Origin of the sequence: Botrimarina mediterranea (assembly GCF_007753265.1) — a bacterium.
GTDB lineage: Bacteria > Planctomycetota > Planctomycetia > Pirellulales > Lacipirellulaceae > Botrimarina > Botrimarina mediterranea.
The window spans coordinates 768,363-786,857 of the sequence record NZ_CP036349.1 but is presented as its reverse complement, the minus strand read 5'-3'; the positions used below and the strand labels follow the sequence as shown (position 1 = coordinate 786,857).

General features: G+C 64.7%; 17 protein-coding genes and 1 tRNA gene. 3 read left to right on the top strand and 15 right to left on the bottom strand.

Going from position 1 to position 18,495, the window contains the following annotated elements:
- Positions 1-23 precede the first annotated feature (23 nt).
- Entirely contained in the window at positions 24-1,490 is a 1,467-nt protein-coding gene (locus Spa11_RS03130) for a C25 family cysteine peptidase (protein ID WP_197529699.1), read from the top strand.
- A 191-nt stretch (positions 1,491-1,681) separates the two neighbouring features.
- Here Spa11_RS03130 and Spa11_RS03125 read toward each other — a convergent pair whose 3' ends face one another.
- The 12 genes from Spa11_RS03125 to Spa11_RS03070 form a co-directional block, all read right to left on the bottom strand.
- A complete protein-coding gene (locus tag Spa11_RS03125) occupies positions 1,682-1,870 on the bottom strand; it encodes a hypothetical protein (protein ID WP_145107492.1) in 189 nt (62 codons plus the stop codon).
- Positions 1,871-1,884: 14 nt separating this feature from the next.
- On the bottom strand, positions 1,885-2,463 hold the full coding sequence (locus Spa11_RS03120; protein WP_145107483.1) for a hypothetical protein: 579 nt from the start codon (positions 2,461-2,463) through the stop codon (positions 1,885-1,887).
- Between the two features lie 342 nt (positions 2,464-2,805).
- Positions 2,806-2,994, bottom strand: coding sequence for a hypothetical protein (locus Spa11_RS03115; protein ID WP_145107473.1), 189 nt, complete (start codon positions 2,992-2,994; stop codon positions 2,806-2,808).
- A 586-nt stretch (positions 2,995-3,580) separates the two neighbouring features.
- Positions 3,581-4,561 carry a sigma-54 interaction domain-containing protein gene (locus Spa11_RS03110; RefSeq protein ID WP_145107467.1) on the bottom strand — a complete coding sequence of 327 codons (981 nt, stop codon included), beginning with the start codon at positions 4,559-4,561 and terminating at the stop codon, positions 3,581-3,583.
- Between the two features lie 527 nt (positions 4,562-5,088).
- A complete protein-coding gene (locus Spa11_RS03105) occupies positions 5,089-5,973 on the bottom strand; it encodes an LpxI family protein (RefSeq protein WP_145107461.1) in 885 nt (294 codons plus the stop codon).
- A gap of 119 nt (positions 5,974-6,092) precedes the next feature.
- A complete protein-coding gene (gene lpxD / locus Spa11_RS03100; protein ID WP_145107456.1) occupies positions 6,093-7,166 on the bottom strand; it encodes a UDP-3-O-(3-hydroxymyristoyl)glucosamine N-acyltransferase in 1,074 nt (357 codons plus the stop codon).
- Between the two features lie 188 nt (positions 7,167-7,354).
- Positions 7,355-7,717: a J domain-containing protein gene (locus Spa11_RS03095; RefSeq protein ID WP_145107450.1), complete on the bottom strand. Its 363-nt coding sequence runs from the start codon at positions 7,715-7,717 to the stop codon at positions 7,355-7,357.
- Between the two features lie 483 nt (positions 7,718-8,200).
- On the bottom strand, positions 8,201-8,941 hold the full coding sequence (gene lptB, locus Spa11_RS03090; RefSeq protein ID WP_145107439.1) for an LPS export ABC transporter ATP-binding protein: 741 nt from the start codon (positions 8,939-8,941) through the stop codon (positions 8,201-8,203).
- Positions 8,942-9,038: 97 nt separating this feature from the next.
- Positions 9,039-11,003 carry a signal peptidase I gene (gene lepB / locus Spa11_RS03085; protein WP_145107428.1) on the bottom strand — a complete coding sequence of 655 codons (1,965 nt, stop codon included), beginning with the start codon at positions 11,001-11,003 and terminating at the stop codon, positions 9,039-9,041.
- Positions 11,004-11,083: 80 nt separating this feature from the next.
- Positions 11,084-11,635, bottom strand: a complete 552-nt coding sequence (gene lepB, locus Spa11_RS03080) for a signal peptidase I (RefSeq protein WP_145107419.1) — start codon at positions 11,633-11,635, stop codon at positions 11,084-11,086.
- 45 nt (positions 11,636-11,680) lie between these two features.
- Entirely contained in the window at positions 11,681-12,694 is a 1,014-nt protein-coding gene (gene galE, locus Spa11_RS03075) for a UDP-glucose 4-epimerase GalE (protein ID WP_145107402.1), read from the bottom strand.
- Positions 12,695-12,888: 194 nt separating this feature from the next.
- On the bottom strand, positions 12,889-15,183 hold the full coding sequence (locus tag Spa11_RS03070; protein ID WP_145107391.1) for a GH25 family lysozyme: 2,295 nt from the start codon (positions 15,181-15,183) through the stop codon (positions 12,889-12,891).
- A 240-nt stretch (positions 15,184-15,423) separates the two neighbouring features.
- On the opposite strand from Spa11_RS03070, the gene Spa11_RS03065 reads away from it, so the two are divergent.
- Both Spa11_RS03065 and Spa11_RS03060 read left to right on the top strand, forming a co-directional pair.
- Entirely contained in the window at positions 15,424-15,843 is a 420-nt protein-coding gene (locus Spa11_RS03065; RefSeq protein ID WP_145107380.1) for a hypothetical protein, read from the top strand.
- Between the two features lie 234 nt (positions 15,844-16,077).
- Positions 16,078-17,067, top strand: a complete 990-nt coding sequence (locus Spa11_RS03060; RefSeq protein ID WP_145107369.1) for a PEP-CTERM sorting domain-containing protein — start codon at positions 16,078-16,080, stop codon at positions 17,065-17,067.
- Between the two features lie 38 nt (positions 17,068-17,105).
- On the opposite strand, the gene Spa11_RS03055 is transcribed toward Spa11_RS03060, so the two are convergent.
- From Spa11_RS03055 to Spa11_RS03045, 3 genes are all read right to left on the bottom strand, one after another.
- Positions 17,106-17,501 carry a hypothetical protein gene (locus Spa11_RS03055; RefSeq protein WP_145107358.1) on the bottom strand — a complete coding sequence of 132 codons (396 nt, stop codon included), beginning with the start codon at positions 17,499-17,501 and terminating at the stop codon, positions 17,106-17,108.
- Between the two features lie 77 nt (positions 17,502-17,578).
- A tRNA-Val gene (locus tag Spa11_RS03050) sits at positions 17,579-17,652 on the bottom strand.
- Between the two features lie 174 nt (positions 17,653-17,826).
- Positions 17,827-18,495: transposase (locus Spa11_RS03045; RefSeq protein ID WP_145107352.1), on the bottom strand; the 669-nt coding region annotated here is incomplete at its 5' end.

The window sequence follows — 18,495 nt, the reverse complement described above, 5'->3', positions numbered from 1 at the left end:
TTATGGCGCCTATGATTCTGGGCATGAGCACCACCGCGCGGGTCCTATTGAGATTGCTGGCGTCGGCCCTCGGCGTTGTCGCCGCCTTGGCGAGCTGGACGACGCGGGCTGACTTGGTGGTCGTCGTTGCCGAGCCCGCGTTGCGGCCCGCGCTGGCGGACTGGATCACGCTCCGGGGCCGGCAGGGACATCGGGTGAAGGTTGCGGCGCCGAGCGATTTCCCTGCCCGCATGGGCGACCTGAATTCACAGACCAAGCCGGGCGAATGCGCTGTGCTCTTGCTGGTGGGCGACGGGCAGCGGTCGGGCGTTCCTCCCGTGGCGGCGCCGACGACGGTGATCCGCCGTTACGGGCCCGAAGCCAGTATCGCAAGCGACGAACCGCTCGGTCAGCTAGTTGGCGCCGATGTGGTCGCGCGGTTGCCATTCAATGAACCCGAAGCGTTGCGCGAGTATCTCAACCGCGTCATGAAGCGCGAAACGTCGCCGGCAACGTGGGGCGACTTGCGTCTGCAACTGGCGGCAGGGGTCGGCGGCTTTTCGCCGATGATCGATGCGGCGATCGAACAGGCCGCGGCGGGTTTGTTCAATCGGCTAGCTCCGCTCGAGGCGACGATGTCGCTGACGCGTTACGGGATCGAGCAAGCGCTTCAAGACAAACCGCTTGCCGCCAGTTTGGAAACGGCGCAGCCGACGCGTGGTGGCGTCTGGGTTTGGATGGGTCACGGTCACCGTCATGAACTGGCCGGAGTCGCCGAACAGTCGCTCGACACCGTTTGTGGCGGCGCCGATGTCGCGGTGCTGCTCGCCTGCTACACGAGCGACTTCGCGGCGCCGGGACGCTGTGTGGCGGAACGATTGCTCGCCGCGGAAGCCGGGCCGCTAGCGGTCGTTGGGGCGACGCGCGTCACCATGCCCTACGGAAACACGCGGCTGGGCGCCGCGCTGCTGATGGGGCTGCGGGGCGAAGACCATCCGGCCCTAGGCCGACTGTTCGCCGGCGCCAAGTCACGCAGCGTCGAAGACTCAATGCCCACCGAGCTGCAAGGTCTCGATCAACTGGCGGGGCTCTTAGGCGCGGACATCAAGACACTTGGAGCCGAACGGCAAGAGCACGCTTTGGCGTATCACCTGTTAGGCGACCCACTACTGTCGCTGGATCGAACCATCCCGATAGGCGTATCGGCCTCCTGCGATAGTACGCCCGACGGATCAATCCTGGGGATCGGCCTGGCGCCGATCGCAGGTCGCATGAAGATTGAGCTCTTGAACAAGACGTCACGAGGGGGCGAGACGGAACTACTCTCCGTGCAGACAGTCCAGGCGAATGAACCCTTCTACATTCACGCGAGCGGCCCCGACAAATGGCGATCGGGAACTCGCACGCTGCGAGTTGGCGTCGAAGGTCCGGAGGGCCTCGCTGTCGGCGTGACGACGGTGACGCGCGGCGTTAAGAAGGCTGCTGCGATCAACGCCTCGGCGGGGCAGTAGAGACCGAAGCATTGTTCCAAGAGGGGCGCAACGGTCTATCGTTGGGTCCAACTTGGCGCTGCCAATTGGACTGACTTCATCGTTCGCTCCGTCATTCTCGCCGTGCATGTTGAGTCCGGCGTGGTTCTTACCTTCCTAGCTCGAACCAGTGCAAAGGCCCCGAGGCAATCCTCTGCGCGTAGGCGAACTGGCTAATTCGAGCGGCGTTTGGATCCGCGACGGTGGATGCCACCCACGGTGGCGCCACCTTGCTTGCGTTGCGACGTGCGGCGAGCCTTTTGCTTGCGGTCGCGGCCGGGGCCATTCGCTTTGCGGATCGGCGTGCGTTGCCGCACGACGTCGAGGGGTTCGTCGCTTGGGTCGAGGTCGTTGGCGTACATCGAGACACGCTTCCCTACGGGGTTTCACCGGAACCCGTTTCTACGGGCAAAGGGGCAGCCGACTCTCGCTGAGCGATGCGGCGCGGGCCGGAGATCTTCTCGGCGATAGCGCGGGCGTCGGACAGAAGCTCGGTGAGGCCGTCTCCGAACTCGGGCGACGGCAGGTACATCCAGGCGCCAACCTGACGGGCCGCAATTTCTCCTTGGCCGTCGGTGGGCTCGTCACAGACGAGCAGCAAACGCTCGCGCGACGCGACCCGCGACGCGAAATGCAGGTAAGCCGACTTGCTGACGGCGTTCATGGTCGCGAGATCGACGACCGCCAGCTGCGTCCGCCAGCGGTTATGCTGTTGGATCGCATCGCCGACCGAGCTGCAAGGGATCGGTTCCCACCCGGCGGCGACGGCGGCCTGTTCGAGCAAGCGACGCCGCTTGGTTTCGTCGGACAACAGCAAACAAGCCCAAGCCGGCGCGGCCTTCCGCGCTGGGCGCGGCAACGCCGGCGCGGCAACGCTCAAGGTCGTGAGCTTTGGCGAGCCGGGCGGGCCCGGATTCGGGTTCGATTTTGTCGAAGTGGCGGAGAAAGTCGCCATAGAGATTGGATGCCTTCGGTATGGCGGCGCCCTTCCCCCGCTGCGCCGGAACTCATGGAGGAGCCGTCACGTGGCGCCCAGCAAAGAGCGCAACAGACCGACCCATAAAAGTTGATCACGCAAAAACCATTCACCACCGACAACCCCCGCGGTCAGAAACCAAGCGGCCCGACAGACCGAGACGGCGGCGCGCCGAGCGGCGCCGGCCGTCTGGTCCGGGGTAGTTCGATAGGGCACGACGCTATCAGCGCCGATCGGAGCCGCATTCAGGCGGCCATCGGCGCGTCTTGCTCGCGCACAACGTGAAGCAGAGATGCAAACGCCCTCGACGGGCGTTCGCTCTCACCAAGACATCTTGCGGCGACGCCGCTTGTGGATGCCGTTGACCGACTGCGGGGCTTTCCCGCGGCGGCGGCCCTGGACAGGCTTGGTCCGTTCCGTCGTGGCGCCGGGAACGACGCGACGCTCACGGGGGAACGAGTTGCTGCCGTACTCCTGATCGTCGTGCTCGTAGCTGTGGTCGGTGCTCATTGAGCTAACTCCTTGTTGGCACTTTTGACGTGCGTGTCCGTGACGCCCGGCCGCTCGAACGAGCGGTTCGCGGGTGGCGATCCGTGTGCGTCGCCGCATGCCACTAAAGCGAGACTCGTGCCAATCGAGCGGATGGCCGAAGGGCGGATTCGTAAGCGATGAAGGGCCAACGACTTAGCGTTAGACGTCGGTAGAACCACACCCATGGCGCTACGAAAGGGGCTTCACTGAAGTGGTGAAGCCATCAAGGAGTGCGCGAAGAATTACCTGGAATTGCCCGCGTTTCTTGCGGATTCACTGAGATGAGGAATCATCACCAAGACGGTGACGCTCGCCATTTCATTGGAATAGGCGAGCCGGGAGCGTCAGCGACCGGAGTAACATGACGGTCGATGTAAGCCAAGGAACCGGACGCTAAGGCGTGCCGGCTAATTCTGTCGACCTACATCAGCCGCGGGGCCTTAGCCCCCGGTTTTGAGGCGGGTGCCCTGTTCAGTCCGGTTCCTGACTATCCCGGCTCGCCTAAATAGAAAAGCCCTCACCATATCGGTGAGGGCTTGGTGTGAATTGAGGAGCAGCGCCGTGCTTACTTCTCTTCGTCGAGCTGCGCCAGCAGCCGGGTCATCGTATTGGCGTGGACGCCCAGGAGCTTTGCTGCCCGGCCTTTGTGACCGCCGGTGGCGTTGAGAGCTTGGCGGAGGGCCATGGCGCGAAGCTCGTCGAGGTTCATGCTCGGCAGCCGCGAACCGGTGGCGCTCGCTTTGCGAGTGCATGGGAGCGACGGCTCGCAATCGAGGACATAGCCCTGCTCGATCACGTGCGACAGCTGCCGCAGGTTGCCGGGCCAAGCGAACTCACAGAACTCTTGCAGCCGCTCGGCCGTGGGATTCCAACGCGGTCGGTTGTACTTAGCGGCGTAGCGCTCGGCGAAGAACTCCACAAAACAGGGAATGTCTTCGACGCGTTCCCGCAAAGCAGGGACGTGCAGCTCAACCATGTTGAGCCGGTAGTAAAGGTCTTCGCGGAAGCGGCCCTCGGCGACCTCGACCTCGAGGTCACGATTGGTCGCGGCGATCACCTGGACGTTGACCTTCTCCGGCGTGGACGAGCCGACGGGCGTGACCTCGCCTTCTTGCAGCACCCGGAGTAGCTTGGGCTGCAACTCGAGGGGCATCTCGCCGACTTCGTCGAGAAAGACGACGCCCCCCTCGGCGGCGCGGAAGACACCCAGGCTTCGTCCGGCGGCGCCGGTGAACGCGCCCTTCTCGTGGCCGAAGAGCTGGCTCTCGGCCAGCGTCGCGGTCAGGGCCGCACAGTTAACGGGGACAAACGCGCGGTCGGCGCGGGGGCTGAGCTTGTGGAGTGCCTTGGCCCAGAGCTCTTTGCCAGAGCCGGTCTCGCCGGTCACCAGGACGGTGCACTGCACCTCGGCGGCCTTCTCAGCGTGGCGGGCAATCTGCCGCACACGGGGGCTGTCGCCGAGCACCCAAGCATCAGCGTCCGCAGCCGGACGTGACGTCAGGTCGTCGAGAGAGTGTTTCGAAAAGTTGGACGCCGTGGTCGGCATGCCTGTTTCTCTGCCCCGTCGCCGGCGGCCTTCGCAGGCAGGACGTTCATGCCCTGCCAGTAAGTCCAACGGCCGATTACAGCGAACGCCCTGTCCGCTATCGGGGAGTGTTGTCGTGCACCAAACGTCGCCCCGCGCGGGGGTGATTCGTCCGGCGTTCGCTTTCCACCTCAGCCACAGCCCGTTGCTGCGATCCTTGCCGTCGGTAGGAAAAGCGCTTTAAAGGGTCACGAGCACTCCGATGAGATTCAATTGGCCGCCCGACCGTTGCCTCGACGGCTCGGGCTGAAGGAGTCGTCGTAGACCGTCCACGACTCAATCCGCTCTGCTCCTAGCTCGCATCCTAGTTGCGGCAGGCGAATTCCACAACAAATCCGCCTAGGAAATGTTGTTTAGTTGCGTCCCCATAAGGGGTTACGCGGCCTGTGCTAGCAGTGCGGAGCGTGCGGGCAAATTCGCTCCGGAGGGGGCGATTTTATTGCCTGGGCCGGATGGAGTGTGCGCATTACGTCGATCGCTGCGCAAATTCACGCAGCGGCCGCCGCGGCTCCGCGACGCTGGGCCACCACGGTCAGACGGTGGCGGTCGGCGTAAGCCCGGAACTCCGCTGGGTCGAGGAGGATCGTCAGGCCCGCCTCGATCGCCAGGACCCTGGCGCCGGCCTCTTTCATGCTCTGAAGCGTCTGAACCCCCACCGTCGGCACGTCGAACCGCATGTCCTGGTTGGGCTTAGCGACCTTCACCACGGTGAAGCCGCCGCCGCGGCACAACTCGCCGGCCCGGCGGATGCAGAGATCGGTCCCCTCGATCGCCTCGATCGCGATGGCCGCACGGCCCTTCACGCAGACGCTCTGCCCCACATCGAGGCGGCCCATCTCCCGGGCTAGGTCCCACCCGAACGCCACGTCGGCCTGCAGCGCGGCGCTGAGCGGCCGGCCGGCGACGAGGCCCTCTTCAACCAGCAGTCCCGGGGCGAAATCCGTGGCGGGTTCCATCGTGACGCCTCCCGTGGCGAATACCTCGACGATGCGGCCGAGTAACGTGTCGTCCTTGCGGTCGGCGCTGTGGCCGACGAAGTGTGAGTAGAAAGCCTTCGCCCCGGTCCAATCGGGCAAGTAGCGTATCAATGCGCCCGGCTGATAGAGCGTCACCTTGTGGAACTTGCCCGCCATCGTCGCGCGTTCGACGCCGTAACGGCGGTACAATCGAATCGCCGTACCGAGCTGGCTGGGTCCAATCCAGTGGAACGCGTCGGCGATCCCGTCGTAGTCGGCCTTCACGGCATGATGCCGCACGCCCAGGCACACCACACGGTAACCGGCGTCGCGCATCGACTCGGCGACAACAATCGGCAACCGCCCCCACGCCGCCAGAACGCCCACCGCCGGTCGATCGTCAACTCGATGGTTCATCGGCAATGGGAGGGATCTGTAGGAGGGGTCTCCAGACCCCGATGACGCGCGCCATGCCATTTCGGAATGGACACCGTCATCGGCGTCTGGAGACGCCTCCTACAAATGGGTGGTCTAACCTAAGCGGCGCGGTCGAGCGTGCTGTTGTTGGGTCGCTCCGCAAGACGGCTCTGCAGGTCGCTGACTTCGCGGCACAGTTCGCGGAACTCTTTCCGCAGTTGCGGCAGCTTTGCGATCGCGGCGATCTTGAGCTTCTGCTCGCGCACCGGCGTTGCGGGGGCGCCGAGCATTACTTCGCCTTCGGGGACATCGTTCGTGACGCCCGCCATCGCGGCGATGATCGCGCCCTTGCCGATGTGGATGTGGTCGCGAACTCCGACCTGGCCCGCCATGACGACGTAGTCGCCCGTCGAGGTGCTGCCGGCGATGCCGACCTGCGAGGCGAGCAGGTTGTGGCGGCCGATGCGACAGTTGTGCCCGATCTGCACGAGGTTATCGATCTTCGTGCCGTCGCCGATCTTCGTTGGGCCATAAACGCCGCGGTCGATCGTCGTGTTCGCGCCGATCTCAACGTCGTCGCCGACTTCGACCGAACCGAGTTGCGGCACCGGCGCGTGACGTCCATCGACGAGGCGATAGCCAAAACCGTCGGCGCCGAGCACCACGCCGCTGTGCAGCCGGCAGCGTTCGCCAACGACGGCGCCCTCGTAGAGCGTCACGCGTGGGGCGAGCATCGTGCCCGCGCCAACGCGGCAGTCGTCGCCGACAACCGTATTGGCGCCGATCATGGCGCCGTCGCCAATGACGGCTTCTTCACCTACAACCGCACCCGCGCCGATCGAAACGTCGCGGCCGATCACCGCCGACGGGGCAATCACCGCGGTGGGATGAACGCCTGTGACGCTGCGCTCGCGACGTGGGCGGAAGTGGGTGACGATCGCCACGAACGCCGCGTGAACGTTGGCGACGCGGATCGCGGGGCGGCCGGGCTCAGTGACTCCCAGCGGCGCCACGAACGCAGCAGCGGCGCAGCCTTCGAGTTTGGGCAGGTTCTCGACCGAATCGACGAGGGTGATCGAGTGGGCGTCGCAGTCTTGCGGCGGCCAGGCGTTTCGGACGAGCGTCGCGGGGTCGCCATACACCTCGCCGCCAACCATTGCGGCGAGTTCCCCCAGGGTCAATGAGCCAGCCATGCGGTTCCTTCCGGGCCGTCGATCACGTCGCCGGAGCGCCCTCCTTGGGCCCCACGCATACGCCACCGAGTCCCCGCGGCCAGCCGGGCCGGCGCAGCGGGATTCGTCGTTTGTAGCCCGATTAGAGCGGAAGGGGCAATAGCGAATGGACGAAGGACTTCGCGTTGGCAATTTCCCCCCATGCCGCGTCACGAATCCCGTTCGTCCACCATCCGCAACGCCTCGTGCAAGCGTTGCTGCAACAGCTCGAACTTCCGGCGATCGCCGCCGTAATCGGGGTGGACGAGCTTCACACGCCGCCGGTACGCCGCCATCACCTCCTCTCGGGTGCAATCCGGGGCGAGCCCCAGTTCCTGCAAGCACGCCGGCCGGTCTCGCAGCGCCCATAGCGGCGCCTCCAGGGCGTAGTGCCGCACGACCACCAGCGCCCGCCGCAGTCCCCGCAGATAGGCCCGGTAATCGGCGACCATCGCCAACCACCCCAGCAGCGGCACGCCAAAGAACAGCGTCAGAAACCAAACAACACCGACGGCGTCGATCGGATCGAACACGGGCGCTGGAACGGCCTGTTGGGATGCGAGATGGCGGGGCTAGCCAGTTGACCACAAAGGAACGAAGGAACGAAGTGAGCGATTAGAGCGTGCTTCACTTGGCCGTAGCGTTTCTAGCCTCGCTCTGATCCACGGAGCAACGTGGGGAAGTCTCGCGCAGAGACGCAGAGTAGGGTGCCTTCAAGACTCACGCAAAGGCGCTAAGCCGCAAAGAACGCGTTGCTGTGCGATCGTTTGCGGCTACGCTCATTTCTCAACGACTTTGTCTTTGCGCCTCGGCGGCTTGGCGTGAGTCTTCGCTGCCTACCCGCGGCGTCTCCGCGTCTCTGCGCGAGACGCTACGGCAAAATAAAGTGCGTCATAGTCCGTTAGACCGGCAGTCCGATAGGAAAAGGCTTGTCAACTAACCCTAGCGGTCTACCGGACTACCCACCTAACGCCCTTCTTTGTTCCTTCGTTCCTTTGTGGTTCCAACTGCTTTACTCACGCCGCGCCGAGGGTTGTCCCCATCCCTTCGCCGAAGTAGTGCTTGCGGGCCTCGGGGTGGGCCAGCACTTCGCGGGGCGTGCCGTGGCAGAGGACGCGGCCCGACTTCACTACATAGCTGCGGTCCGTGATTTCCAGCGTTTCGCGGACCTGGTGGTCGGTGATCAGGATCGAGATGCCCGACGAACGCAGCTCGCGGACGATCTCTTGAATGCTGTCGATCGTCACCGGATCGATGCCCGTGAACGGTTCGTCGAGGAGGATGATCTTGGGGTTTGAGACGAGGCAGCGGGCGATCTCGAGCCGCCGCCGCTCACCGCCGGAGAGGCTCATCGCCCGGCTCTTCCTCAGTTTGGTGATGCCGAACTGTTCGAGCAACTCGTCGCAGCGGCGCCGGCGGGTGCGGCGGTCGAAGCCGAGCATCTCCATGACGCCCAGCAGGTTGTCCTGGACCGAGAGCTTGCGGAAGACGCTCGACTCCTGGGCCAGGTAGCCCATGCCCCCCTCGCGGCTCCGCTTGTGCAGCGGCCAGTTGGTGACGTCCTTGTCGGCGAGCTTGACCGTGCCGCCATCGGGCTCGACCAAGCCGCAGGTCATGCGGAACGAGGTCGTCTTGCCGGCGCCGTTGGGGCCGAGAAGGCCGACGATTTCGCCGGGATGGACCTCGAACTCGACGCCGTCCACAACGCGGCGGCGGCCGTACGATTTGACGAGCCCACGGGCTTCTAGCAGTGACATCGGTGCGCTCGTCCTTGAGTCGCTTGGTAAATCCACCGACCACAAACGTGGCCGGCTCCCCGCCCTTTCTCTCAGCCCCTAACTCCTAGCCCCTCCCCTATCTCACCAACCGCATGTCCTCGAAGTTGGGCCAGGCCGGCACCATCTGGCGGGTGAAAGGGACGCTATACCATGAGTGGGGCCAGTAGACACAGATCGCCTTGCCCACGAGTTGCTTGCGTTCTAGGTAGGGGCCGCCCGGATGACCGCCGTTACGGTTATTTCCACCGGCCCAGAGGCGGGCATCGAGGCTCCAGCCGCTGTTGTCGCCCATCACAAAGAGCTGGCCTTCTTTGACGTCGAAATCGCGGTGATGGCGGCGGGCGAAAGCCTCCCACAAAGAGGGCTCAATTGGTAGTGCTTGCACAGCATCGCCCGGCGACAGCGAGGTCAGCCCCTCAAAAGCGGTTGTGGTCAGATCCGTGATAAGCCCGTCACTGTGGTCGGTGTGGCTCATCGCGATGTAATAACCATCGCGCCATAACCGCAGGCGATCGACTTTGAGCTTGCCCCCTGAAATGGCGACGCCAGCCGGGGCGAGGTCTCCCTCGTCGGCGTCGCTCGTTCGAGGGACCGCCGCCGGGCTCTCGGCGTCGCTCGCGGCGTCCTCGTAGTCGACGGGCTCGCCGACGAGCGAACCGTCCACCCACAGCATCAGTTGGTTGTCGAAGTTCGCCAGCCGCACGGCGTGATTGCCGGCGCCGCGAACGCTGGTCGAGACGCTGGCGAGTTCCTCGCGCTCGTCCGACTCAAACGCCCGCCGCCACAACGAGGCCTCTCCCGTCGCGACATCGATCGTCACCCCGTAGTGCGTGCCGGCTTCGACCAAATCGAGCGAGACTTCGCCTTCGGGAGATTCAACTTCGACATGCGCTTCAAGCAAGAGGTCGCCGACCCAATGCACCCCCAACCGCGCGAGGTCTTCCGCGCGATAGGGCCGCGGAGCAAGGCTCAGTTGCCCGAGATCGGCCGCCTGCTCGAGGTTCAGCCGCGTGTTGTAGGCGGTAAAGTCCGTTACGAGCTGCGGCTTGGGTTCGACGCCGATCGGCTCCTCGTCCCCCAGCACCCGCCTCCAAACGGGCTCGCCCGGAGGCGTGTGGCGGTAACGAAGCCAACGCGTCTCACCCGCGGGGGCGTCGCCTCGGTACGTCGGCTGGTAAACCTGTGCGTCGTGCACGGTGACGGCCGGTTCTTTCTCAACAACCCAGCCCTCCGACTCCGCCCAGGCGAGCGGCCAACCCGCGTCGATCAAGCTAACCGCCTCGTGGTGCGTGTCGTGCACGAACTGCTTCATCGCCAGCACGGTCTTCGCCGGCTTCTTGGCGATCGCAAAGTTGTCGTCTGAACCTAGCGGTCGCACGAAGAGGTCGCCCTGGAAGATACGGACCACCTCGCCGGGCAAGCCCGTGACGCGCTTGATGTAGTTCGTCTGCGAGTCGCCCGGGTACTTGAAGACCGCAACGTCCCATCTCTCGGGATCGGTAAACGAGTAGGCGTACTTGCTGACCACCAGGCGGTCGCCGCTGTAGTTGGCCGTCTGCTCGGCTTCGGGCTGCCACTCGGGGCGGAGCTTGGCGGGCGTGTCGTCGCTGAGCATCATCAAGTGGCGGCACTGCGGGCACTCGCCGCCAACGCACAACAGCCCCTGCATGCGGCCTTGAGCCTCCCGGGCCGACATCCGCCCCTCACGGACCAGACGCTGCATCAGCGGCCCCTGGTCGGCCGCGTCGTCGCTGCTGTTGACCTTGAAGCGCGTGCCGCATTGGTCGCAGAACACGTCCTTGTGGCGCCCCATCAGCGTCGGCGCCATCGACCCGGTGGGGATGACAAAGGCCTCGGCCTGGAACGTGCGGATCAGGAACGCCAGCACGAACGCCACGACCAGGGCGTCGACCGTCTCGCGACCGCCGCGCCGGCTCCGCGCAGCCGCGCTGGGGACGTCGTCGCCCCGGTCGGCCCCCTTCAATTCAGCCGTCGTGCGGACGCGGTTGTCACTGCCGGTGCGTTTGTTCTTGCTAGCCATTCAATCTCGTGACCTGATCTCGCGAGCTCTTGCGGACAAGAGCCCAAAAACCATGCGGGCGGAACGTGTTTCCGCAACGCTCATTTTACCGGAGTCGGTGGCCATTTCGAAGTGAAATCGGCCACGACCCCCACGATCAACCGCGTCGGCACGCCCGCCGGCGCCGCCCAATTCCGGCTGTCGATCGACTCCAGCTGGTTGTCGCCAGCGACGAACCACTCGTCACGGCCCAACCGCCATTCGGGCGCGCCGAACGCTCCATAGTAGACGCTAGCGGCGGCGTGTTGGTTCTCGGGCAGCACGCGCCGGCTGTCGGCCCACACGCCGCCCGCCAACAGCGTGACCGTCTCGCCAGGCATGCCGACGACGCGTTTCACGAGCAGCGCGTCCTCGCCGGTCGTCGATTGCAGGACCACCACGTCCCACCGCTGTGGCGTCCGCCAACGCCGCACGAGCACCCGCTCTCCGGGCTCGAACGTCGGCGCCATCGAATCGCCCACCACCACAACCGGCCGCAACCAGCCAATCGCGACGAACGTGTTGGTCAGCAGCACGAGCGTCACCAACAGAACGCCGAACCTCAGGGCGTTGGAGAGCCCACGAGTGACACGAATCGACGCGAAGGATCTCATTATTAGTTCGCGCCTTGTCTTGTTATACGCGAGCAAATGAAGGAATCACTTGTCGCTGTAGCCGTTGGGATTGGCGCTGTGCCACTTCCACGCCGACGCAACAGTCGCGTTGATGTCGCGCCGTTTCGCCCGCCAGCCGAGCAGACGCTCGGCGCCGGCGGGGTCGGCGACCAGCTCCGGCGGGTCCCCTTCACGGCGCGGGCCTTCAACCGCTTGGATCGATTTGCCGGTCGCCTTCTCGCAGGCGGCGATCACTTCGCGGACACTCGAACCAACGCCCGTCCCTAGGTTGCAACGGACCTCCAGCGGCTCGCTCTTCGACGCGGCCAGCTTCTCGATCGCCGCCAGGTGCGCGTCGGCGAGGTCATCGACGTGGATGTAGTCGCGGATGCACGAGCCGTCGGGCGTCGGGTAGTCTGTGCCGAAGATCGTCACGTGCTCGCGCTGCCCCAGCGCCACTTGCAGGATGATCGGGATCAGGTGCGTCTCGGGCTGGTGGTCCTCACCGATCGAACCATCCTCCGCCGCGCCCGACGCGTTGAAGTACCGCAGCGCCGCATAGCTCAGCCCGTAAGCGTGGTGGTAGTCGTGCAGCGCGTGCTCGATCACCAACTTCGTAAAGCCGTACGGGTTGATCGGCGCCTGCGGGTGGTCCTCCGGCATCGGCACCTTCACGGGGTTGCCGTAGGTCGCGCAAGTGCTGGAGAAGACGATCTGCTTGACGCCCACCGCGCGCATCGCGTCGAGCAGCGCGAGCGTGCCGCCGACGTTGTTCTGGTAGTACTTCGCCGGATCGGTGACCGACTCGTTGACGAAGGCGTACGCGGCGAAGTGCATCACCGACTCGATGCCGTTGTCCTTCAGCAGCTTCTCAACGAGCGGCCGGTCGGCAAGGTCGCCTTCGACGAAACGATCCGCAGGGAGCCCGCTCGCCGGCGCCGCGGCGCGGTGGCCGAGGTAGAGGTTGTCGATGACCCAGACATCGTGCCCGGCGGCCAGCAGCCGGCGCACCGCGTGCGAACCGATGTACCCGGCGCCGCCGGTGACGAGAATCTTCATGGAATGCGGAGAGGGTGGTTTGCGGACTTCGGAATGCCTTTCCGAGATTATCCGCGATCCCGCCCCCTGAACAAAGGCGGGGGGCTCCGCTGTCGATCCACCACCGAAAAATGGCGAGCCCACGATATGAATCGTGGGTGGAACCCGGAACCCGCTTCCCACCCACGATTCACATCGTGGGCTCGCCGAGAATTTCAGCGACGCCGTCTCGCTAGCGCCATCAAACCGCTCAGCCCCAGCAGCACGCCGGCCGGTTCCGGAACCGCGCTCGCAATAGCAGGGAGCGTCGCGCCCTCGTTGTCACGCCAGATGGTGTACAGGGCCGCGTCCACCGTCTCCGCTTCCCCCACGTTGAGCAGCGCCGACGCGGGACCGCCGAGGTTGCTGGCCCACAAGTTGTAATCCGTTCCATCGACGGCGCCGTCGTTGTTGAAGTCGCCCGCCAATCCAGAAAGAACCTCGAGCACCACCCCGCCCGCAACGCTGCGCGCAACCATGTCCGGTCCATTGGTGACCACTTCACCGAAGAGACCTTCAACAGAACCCGCGCCGGTAATGGCGGTGTATGTCTGGCCGAACGTCGGCGTATACCCCGGACCGAAAGTCACCTTGACGGTTGCCTCCGCATCGATGGAGAGAGCGTCGCCGGTTACCAACAAGCGGTCGTAAGCGACATTCGATGCGATGTCCAAAGCCAACTCCGACCCATCACCGAACTCGATCGCCGGCATCATCAGCGGCAAACCAACCGACGAAGGCGCAACCACGCCGTTCGTAGTGACAACGCCCCCCACACGCCCGGTCCCGGCCAACGTCGCCCCCGCTAGGACCTGAACGTCGCCGCCGACGCCCTCGTCAACGCCACTGGGATTGATCAACAACGTCCCCTGCGACACGACGGCGCCGTCAAGCGTGTTGCCTCCGGTGAGCCGCAGCGTGCCGGCGCCCGACTTGTTCAATGTCCCCCCCGTCATCGGCACGTTGATCGAGACATCCACGGCCGATGCGCCGTTGCCAACGGTGACGGTCCGCGTCCCGCCGCCCAGCGACACGCCGCCGGTCGCACCCGACCCGGCGCCGCGTTGCACCTGCGCGGTCACGCCATTCCGCGGCGCCAGGATCACGTCGCCCGCCAGCGATAGCGACCCGGGACCTGAGAAGCCGGGCGCCAAGTTGATTGTATCGAACGTCAGCACGCCGCCGCCGAGGGTGAAGGTCTTGGTCGGTTCGATCTGTACCGTGTGCGCCGAGAGCGCTCCGCCCGTCAGCGACACGGCCGACGACACCAACACCGAGTACGGCGTTGATTCCGCGACGGGCGTGTAATTCACCGTCAGCGTTCCGCCGGTGATGTTGAGCGCCTCGCGCGTGACGAGCTTGCGGATGTTGTGGTTGCCCGAGTCGAGCGTCACGGTAACGTTCTCCGCCGAGCGTTCAAGAATCACCGTGTCGAGTGAGCCCGGCAAACGCACCGAAGGGAGCGTCAGCGATCCAACGCGGGAAACTTGACCGGGCCCCTGCACCGGCGCGACCGGCGGTTGGCCGCTGTTCCAATTGGCGAGCGTGCTCCAGTTGCCGTCGGACCCGCTCACCCACAACGCGGGCACCAAGTGGTCTCGCAAGAACTCCGTGCCGCCCTGGGCGACGTTCACATCAATGCCCGCCGAACCGTTGCGGTACCCGCTCAACCTGCCGGTGCTGGCGTACTGCCAGAACGACCACGGGTGCGTCGCCGCCGGGGGATCGTCCCACGGGCCGTAGAACGGGCTGTAGGTGTCCTTCGGGTGGATCGACTCCACAATGCTCGGGTCGGGGTTCGTCCCGCCGGTATAGCGCGCCACCCAGAGCACGGGGAAGTAATCCTGGATGGGCGCCTGCACGACATAAGCCGAGTAGTTGCCGTTGATGTACATGATGGGGCGGACCCCCATCTCTTCGTAGATCCGATTCGAGAAGTCGATCGAGAACTGGGTGATCTGTGCGTCGCTGCGGATGCCGTCCCCCGCTTCCAAGTCGAACACCGGCAGCAGGTACCCAGGCCGCATCCAAGCGCCGGCCATCTCGAGGAAGTGATTGGCCTCGTCGGTCCCGCTGTTGGCGATGCCGCCCGAATTCTGTGTCGAGGCGACGATATCGGGCCGCGAGAAGTGATACGCCCCGGCAAGCATCCCGGCGTTCGTGGCGCGGGTGATGTTCTGGACAAAGAACGGGTCGTCGTATCGCTGCGAGAGGGTGTTCTGCCCCTCGGAGTTGTCCGAGTCACTCTGGTTGTAGTAGCCCGTGGTCCCCCCACGACTCGAGCGGATGAAAACGAACTCCTGGTCGTTAACGTTCCGCAGGTTGTTCCACTCGGTCTGCGTGATCGTCCCCTGCCAAGCGGAGACATCGATCCCGTACGACCGCTGCGCAAGCACCGGGGCGCAAGAGAGAGCGAAAACACCCAGGATCGCCGCGACGACGACGGGGAACTTGCATCCAGCAATCAGCATTCGAGGCTCGCCTGGCTTCTCAGATGGCGGGAAAAGGCGACCCGCCCGGTCCGGACGGACGGATTGCCACACACTCCACCTATAAAGAGTGCGGACAAAACCGGCAACGAACAGACCGCGCAAACCGGCGAGAAGCCGTCAAAATCGCGCAGATGCGAGGGTTCGCTGCGCGGGGCAGATGTCGTAGGTCAGGTCTTGGCAATTGGCGCCGCGTCGTTTGCCAATTGATGGAGAATCGTCATGAGCATTCGTGCAGGGCTACATATTCGCGGGCGTCGGGGACATCCAGAGGTTCGCGGCGCCTACATCCGTTATGCGAGGTGGCTCCGCCAGAACTATGAGTTCCCAATCCGGGTTCCGGCCTATCTGTCGCCCGGCGATTTCGTCACGACCATGCAAGGTCACCGATGTTCGGCCAGCTTCTTCGCACCCTGGGACCAGACAGTCGAGCCCTACATTCGCATCGCCACCGGCGACTACCCGCAACTTCGGGAATCTGAAGGCCGCGACAACGCACTGGCGGCGTTCTTGAACTCTCTCTCCCACGAGATCGTTCACTACTTTCAGTGGGTTGAAACGGGTGAAATCTGGGAAAGGGGCGTCGTCCGTCGCGCCAGTTCGATGGTGGACCGGTACGCGCTGACCGTCGATCACCCTTAGCTTCGGAGGCCGTAACAAGCGCCAGCGCGGTTACGGCCTAGGGGTTGGGTCGCCAAGAGCCCTTGTCCCTCCGCGGAATTCTTCCCCCCCGGCTGTCGGGTTCCCGTCGGTTGTCTTGATGGGCCGATAGTTGTCGGCCGCCCCACGACCCCGCGTCGTGAGAGGGGAGGACGCGATGGGCGAACTCCAAGAGAGCTTGGCGCCGTGACACCTTTGCATTGAGGGTTCTTCCAGATGACGACCTCGACAAACAACAAGCTTCCCCGGCTGATGGGCGCCCTCTTAGTGATCGCAGGCATCGGCTCGCTCGGCGGCACATCGCACGCCACGCTACTGGCTTATGACCCGTTCAAGTATGGAGACGTCGCGGTCCCTTCCGAAGGTCAATATGCAATCGGCGACGAAGCCAGCGGCGTAAATGTCTTGGGCGGCCAAAACCCGACCGTGGGACCCACGGCCTTCTACACCGGCCCCTGGATTCAATCCGGGGGAGATTCCCAAGCCGTCAAGGCGATCCCGTCGCTCGCCTATCCCGACTTTCCTCTCGGCGTCGGTGGCGTCCAAGAAGAGACCGTTCAGTTCAACTGCTGCACGTTTGGCCGTAGTGGCCGCGCGATCGCCGGCGGATTAGGCGGTGGCGGCGCTCGGACGGTCTACGAAAGCTTCCTCATCAACTTCGGGACCCAGGGGACCGACGCCCCTACGGACTTCGGCATGCGTGGGCACGAATTATGGAATGGCGGTGTCGGCGACTCCTTCAAAGCAGTTGATCTGTTCGTCAACCACTTCTCGGGCGTCGAGGACCTGTCGCTCACCGTGACCACCGGCAGCGGCGCATCTACCGTGGCGGTCGGCGGCGGGGGCTTGGACCTCAATGCTCTCGCAGCGTCGAACGACGGGGTCCACCTCGTCGTGATGAAATACGAGTTCAACCCGATTGCTCCCGACGTGGTCTCCGTCTACCTCGATCCCACCGGCAACGTCGAGCCACTGACTCCCGACGCCCAGATCGCCGTCCCCACGTCGGACCTCTTCATCACCCATCAGGGCGCGTTCACTAACTTCACCTTCTCCGGAAGCGGGCACGTCCCCGGCGCGATCGACGAAATCCGCTGGGGCGAAACCTTCGCCACCGTCCGACCGCTCGGCGTGCCCGAGCCAGCATCGCTGGTGCTGCTGGGCCTCGGCATAACCGTCAATCTTGCGACGCGTCGAAGGGCGTGAGCGTCGGAAGAGTTCCGCCAAGCGCAAGGGCCTCCTGCTTACGGATTGACAACGACGCTCGAGGGAGCCGGTCCATCGTTCGACGGCAGTTCTTGGACCGTGTCGTTCGCTCGTCTAGCCCATGCGAAAGCTTCGTAGGCGGCATGCGCGTAGAGCAGCGTCTTGACGATCAGCCTTATTTCCACCTCTCCAAAAAGCAACGCGATCACCCCGACCGTCGCAAACAGCCCCATCGCAGCGCCAAACACATAGCCGGCCGGGCGAAACCCAAACCACATCAGGAGCGCGCAAACTCCGACCAACATCGCGGCAAAGAGGTACCACGGGGCGTCACCCGTGGCGTAGATAAGCCACGGGCCAACCAACAATGCCGCTAAGAACGGCAACGTATAACAGGCCAACGCAAAATTCGGAGGTCGAAAGTGGCGGAACACAAAGCCTCCAACCTCCCCGTTCAGGCTACGGGCTTGCTGACTCCTGGCCTCTGACTCGCGGGGCCAATGGCCCCAAGTGGGCGATGAGGGACTCGAACCCCCGACATCCTCGGTGTAAACGAGGCGCTCTAGCCGACTGAGCTAATCGCCCGCGAATTGGTCGCAGCCCTCTAGCGTAGACCGCCGTCGCACGGCTTCCAATGGGGGCGCAATGGGGACGTCCCCACTGCGAGATTTTTCGGCGCCCTCAACACGATCGCCGAGGTGAAGCAGGGATGCGCTCGGCAACCCGGGTACCCGCTTCGACCCCGGGCGCTTACCAGGATTATGCAACTAGTAGCTGAGGGTTCTTTGCGAGCGAGCGGGTTCCGGCGATAAGGAGCTTGGCCTGGACCCAGTGTCGGACGCGGTGGAAGCGTCGGACCCAGGCGGGGAGCGAGGCGAGCCCGCCGCCGAAGGTGACCAGCGTCCCGAAGGAGGTCTCGATCGCCGTCCGCTGGCGGTAGAGAGCCGCCCCGAACGCCGTCCCCAACAGCTCGATGCTCCGCAGCCGACTGGGCGAATGTCGTTGGTGGCCCAAGCCTTTCCCCTTGCGTTTCTTCGCCACCAGCTGAAACCCTTCGGCTTGGGCCGCGTCGTAGAGCGGGTTGGCGTCGTACTCGGTGTCCGCCAGCAGGTAACCGCCGCCGGCAAGCCCTTCGATCAACCAGCGGGCCACGCGTTTCTCGCTGACGTTCATCGGTGAGAGGTCCCAGGCCAGCGGCATCGGCCCATCGCCCCAGATCACATGCAGCTTGTAGCCCAGCTGCTTGCCCCCGGCGCCACGGCCGTAGCCCGCGTCGGGGTCCTTGCTCACCAGACTCACCGCGAGCGCCTTGCCATCGATCTTCTTGACGATCCCCTGGCCCAGGTTCAGCAGCCCGATCAGCCGCTGCTCCACGGCCGTCAGCAGCAGCACGCAAGCGGGCTTACGCAAGCGTCGGCTCAGCGTGCC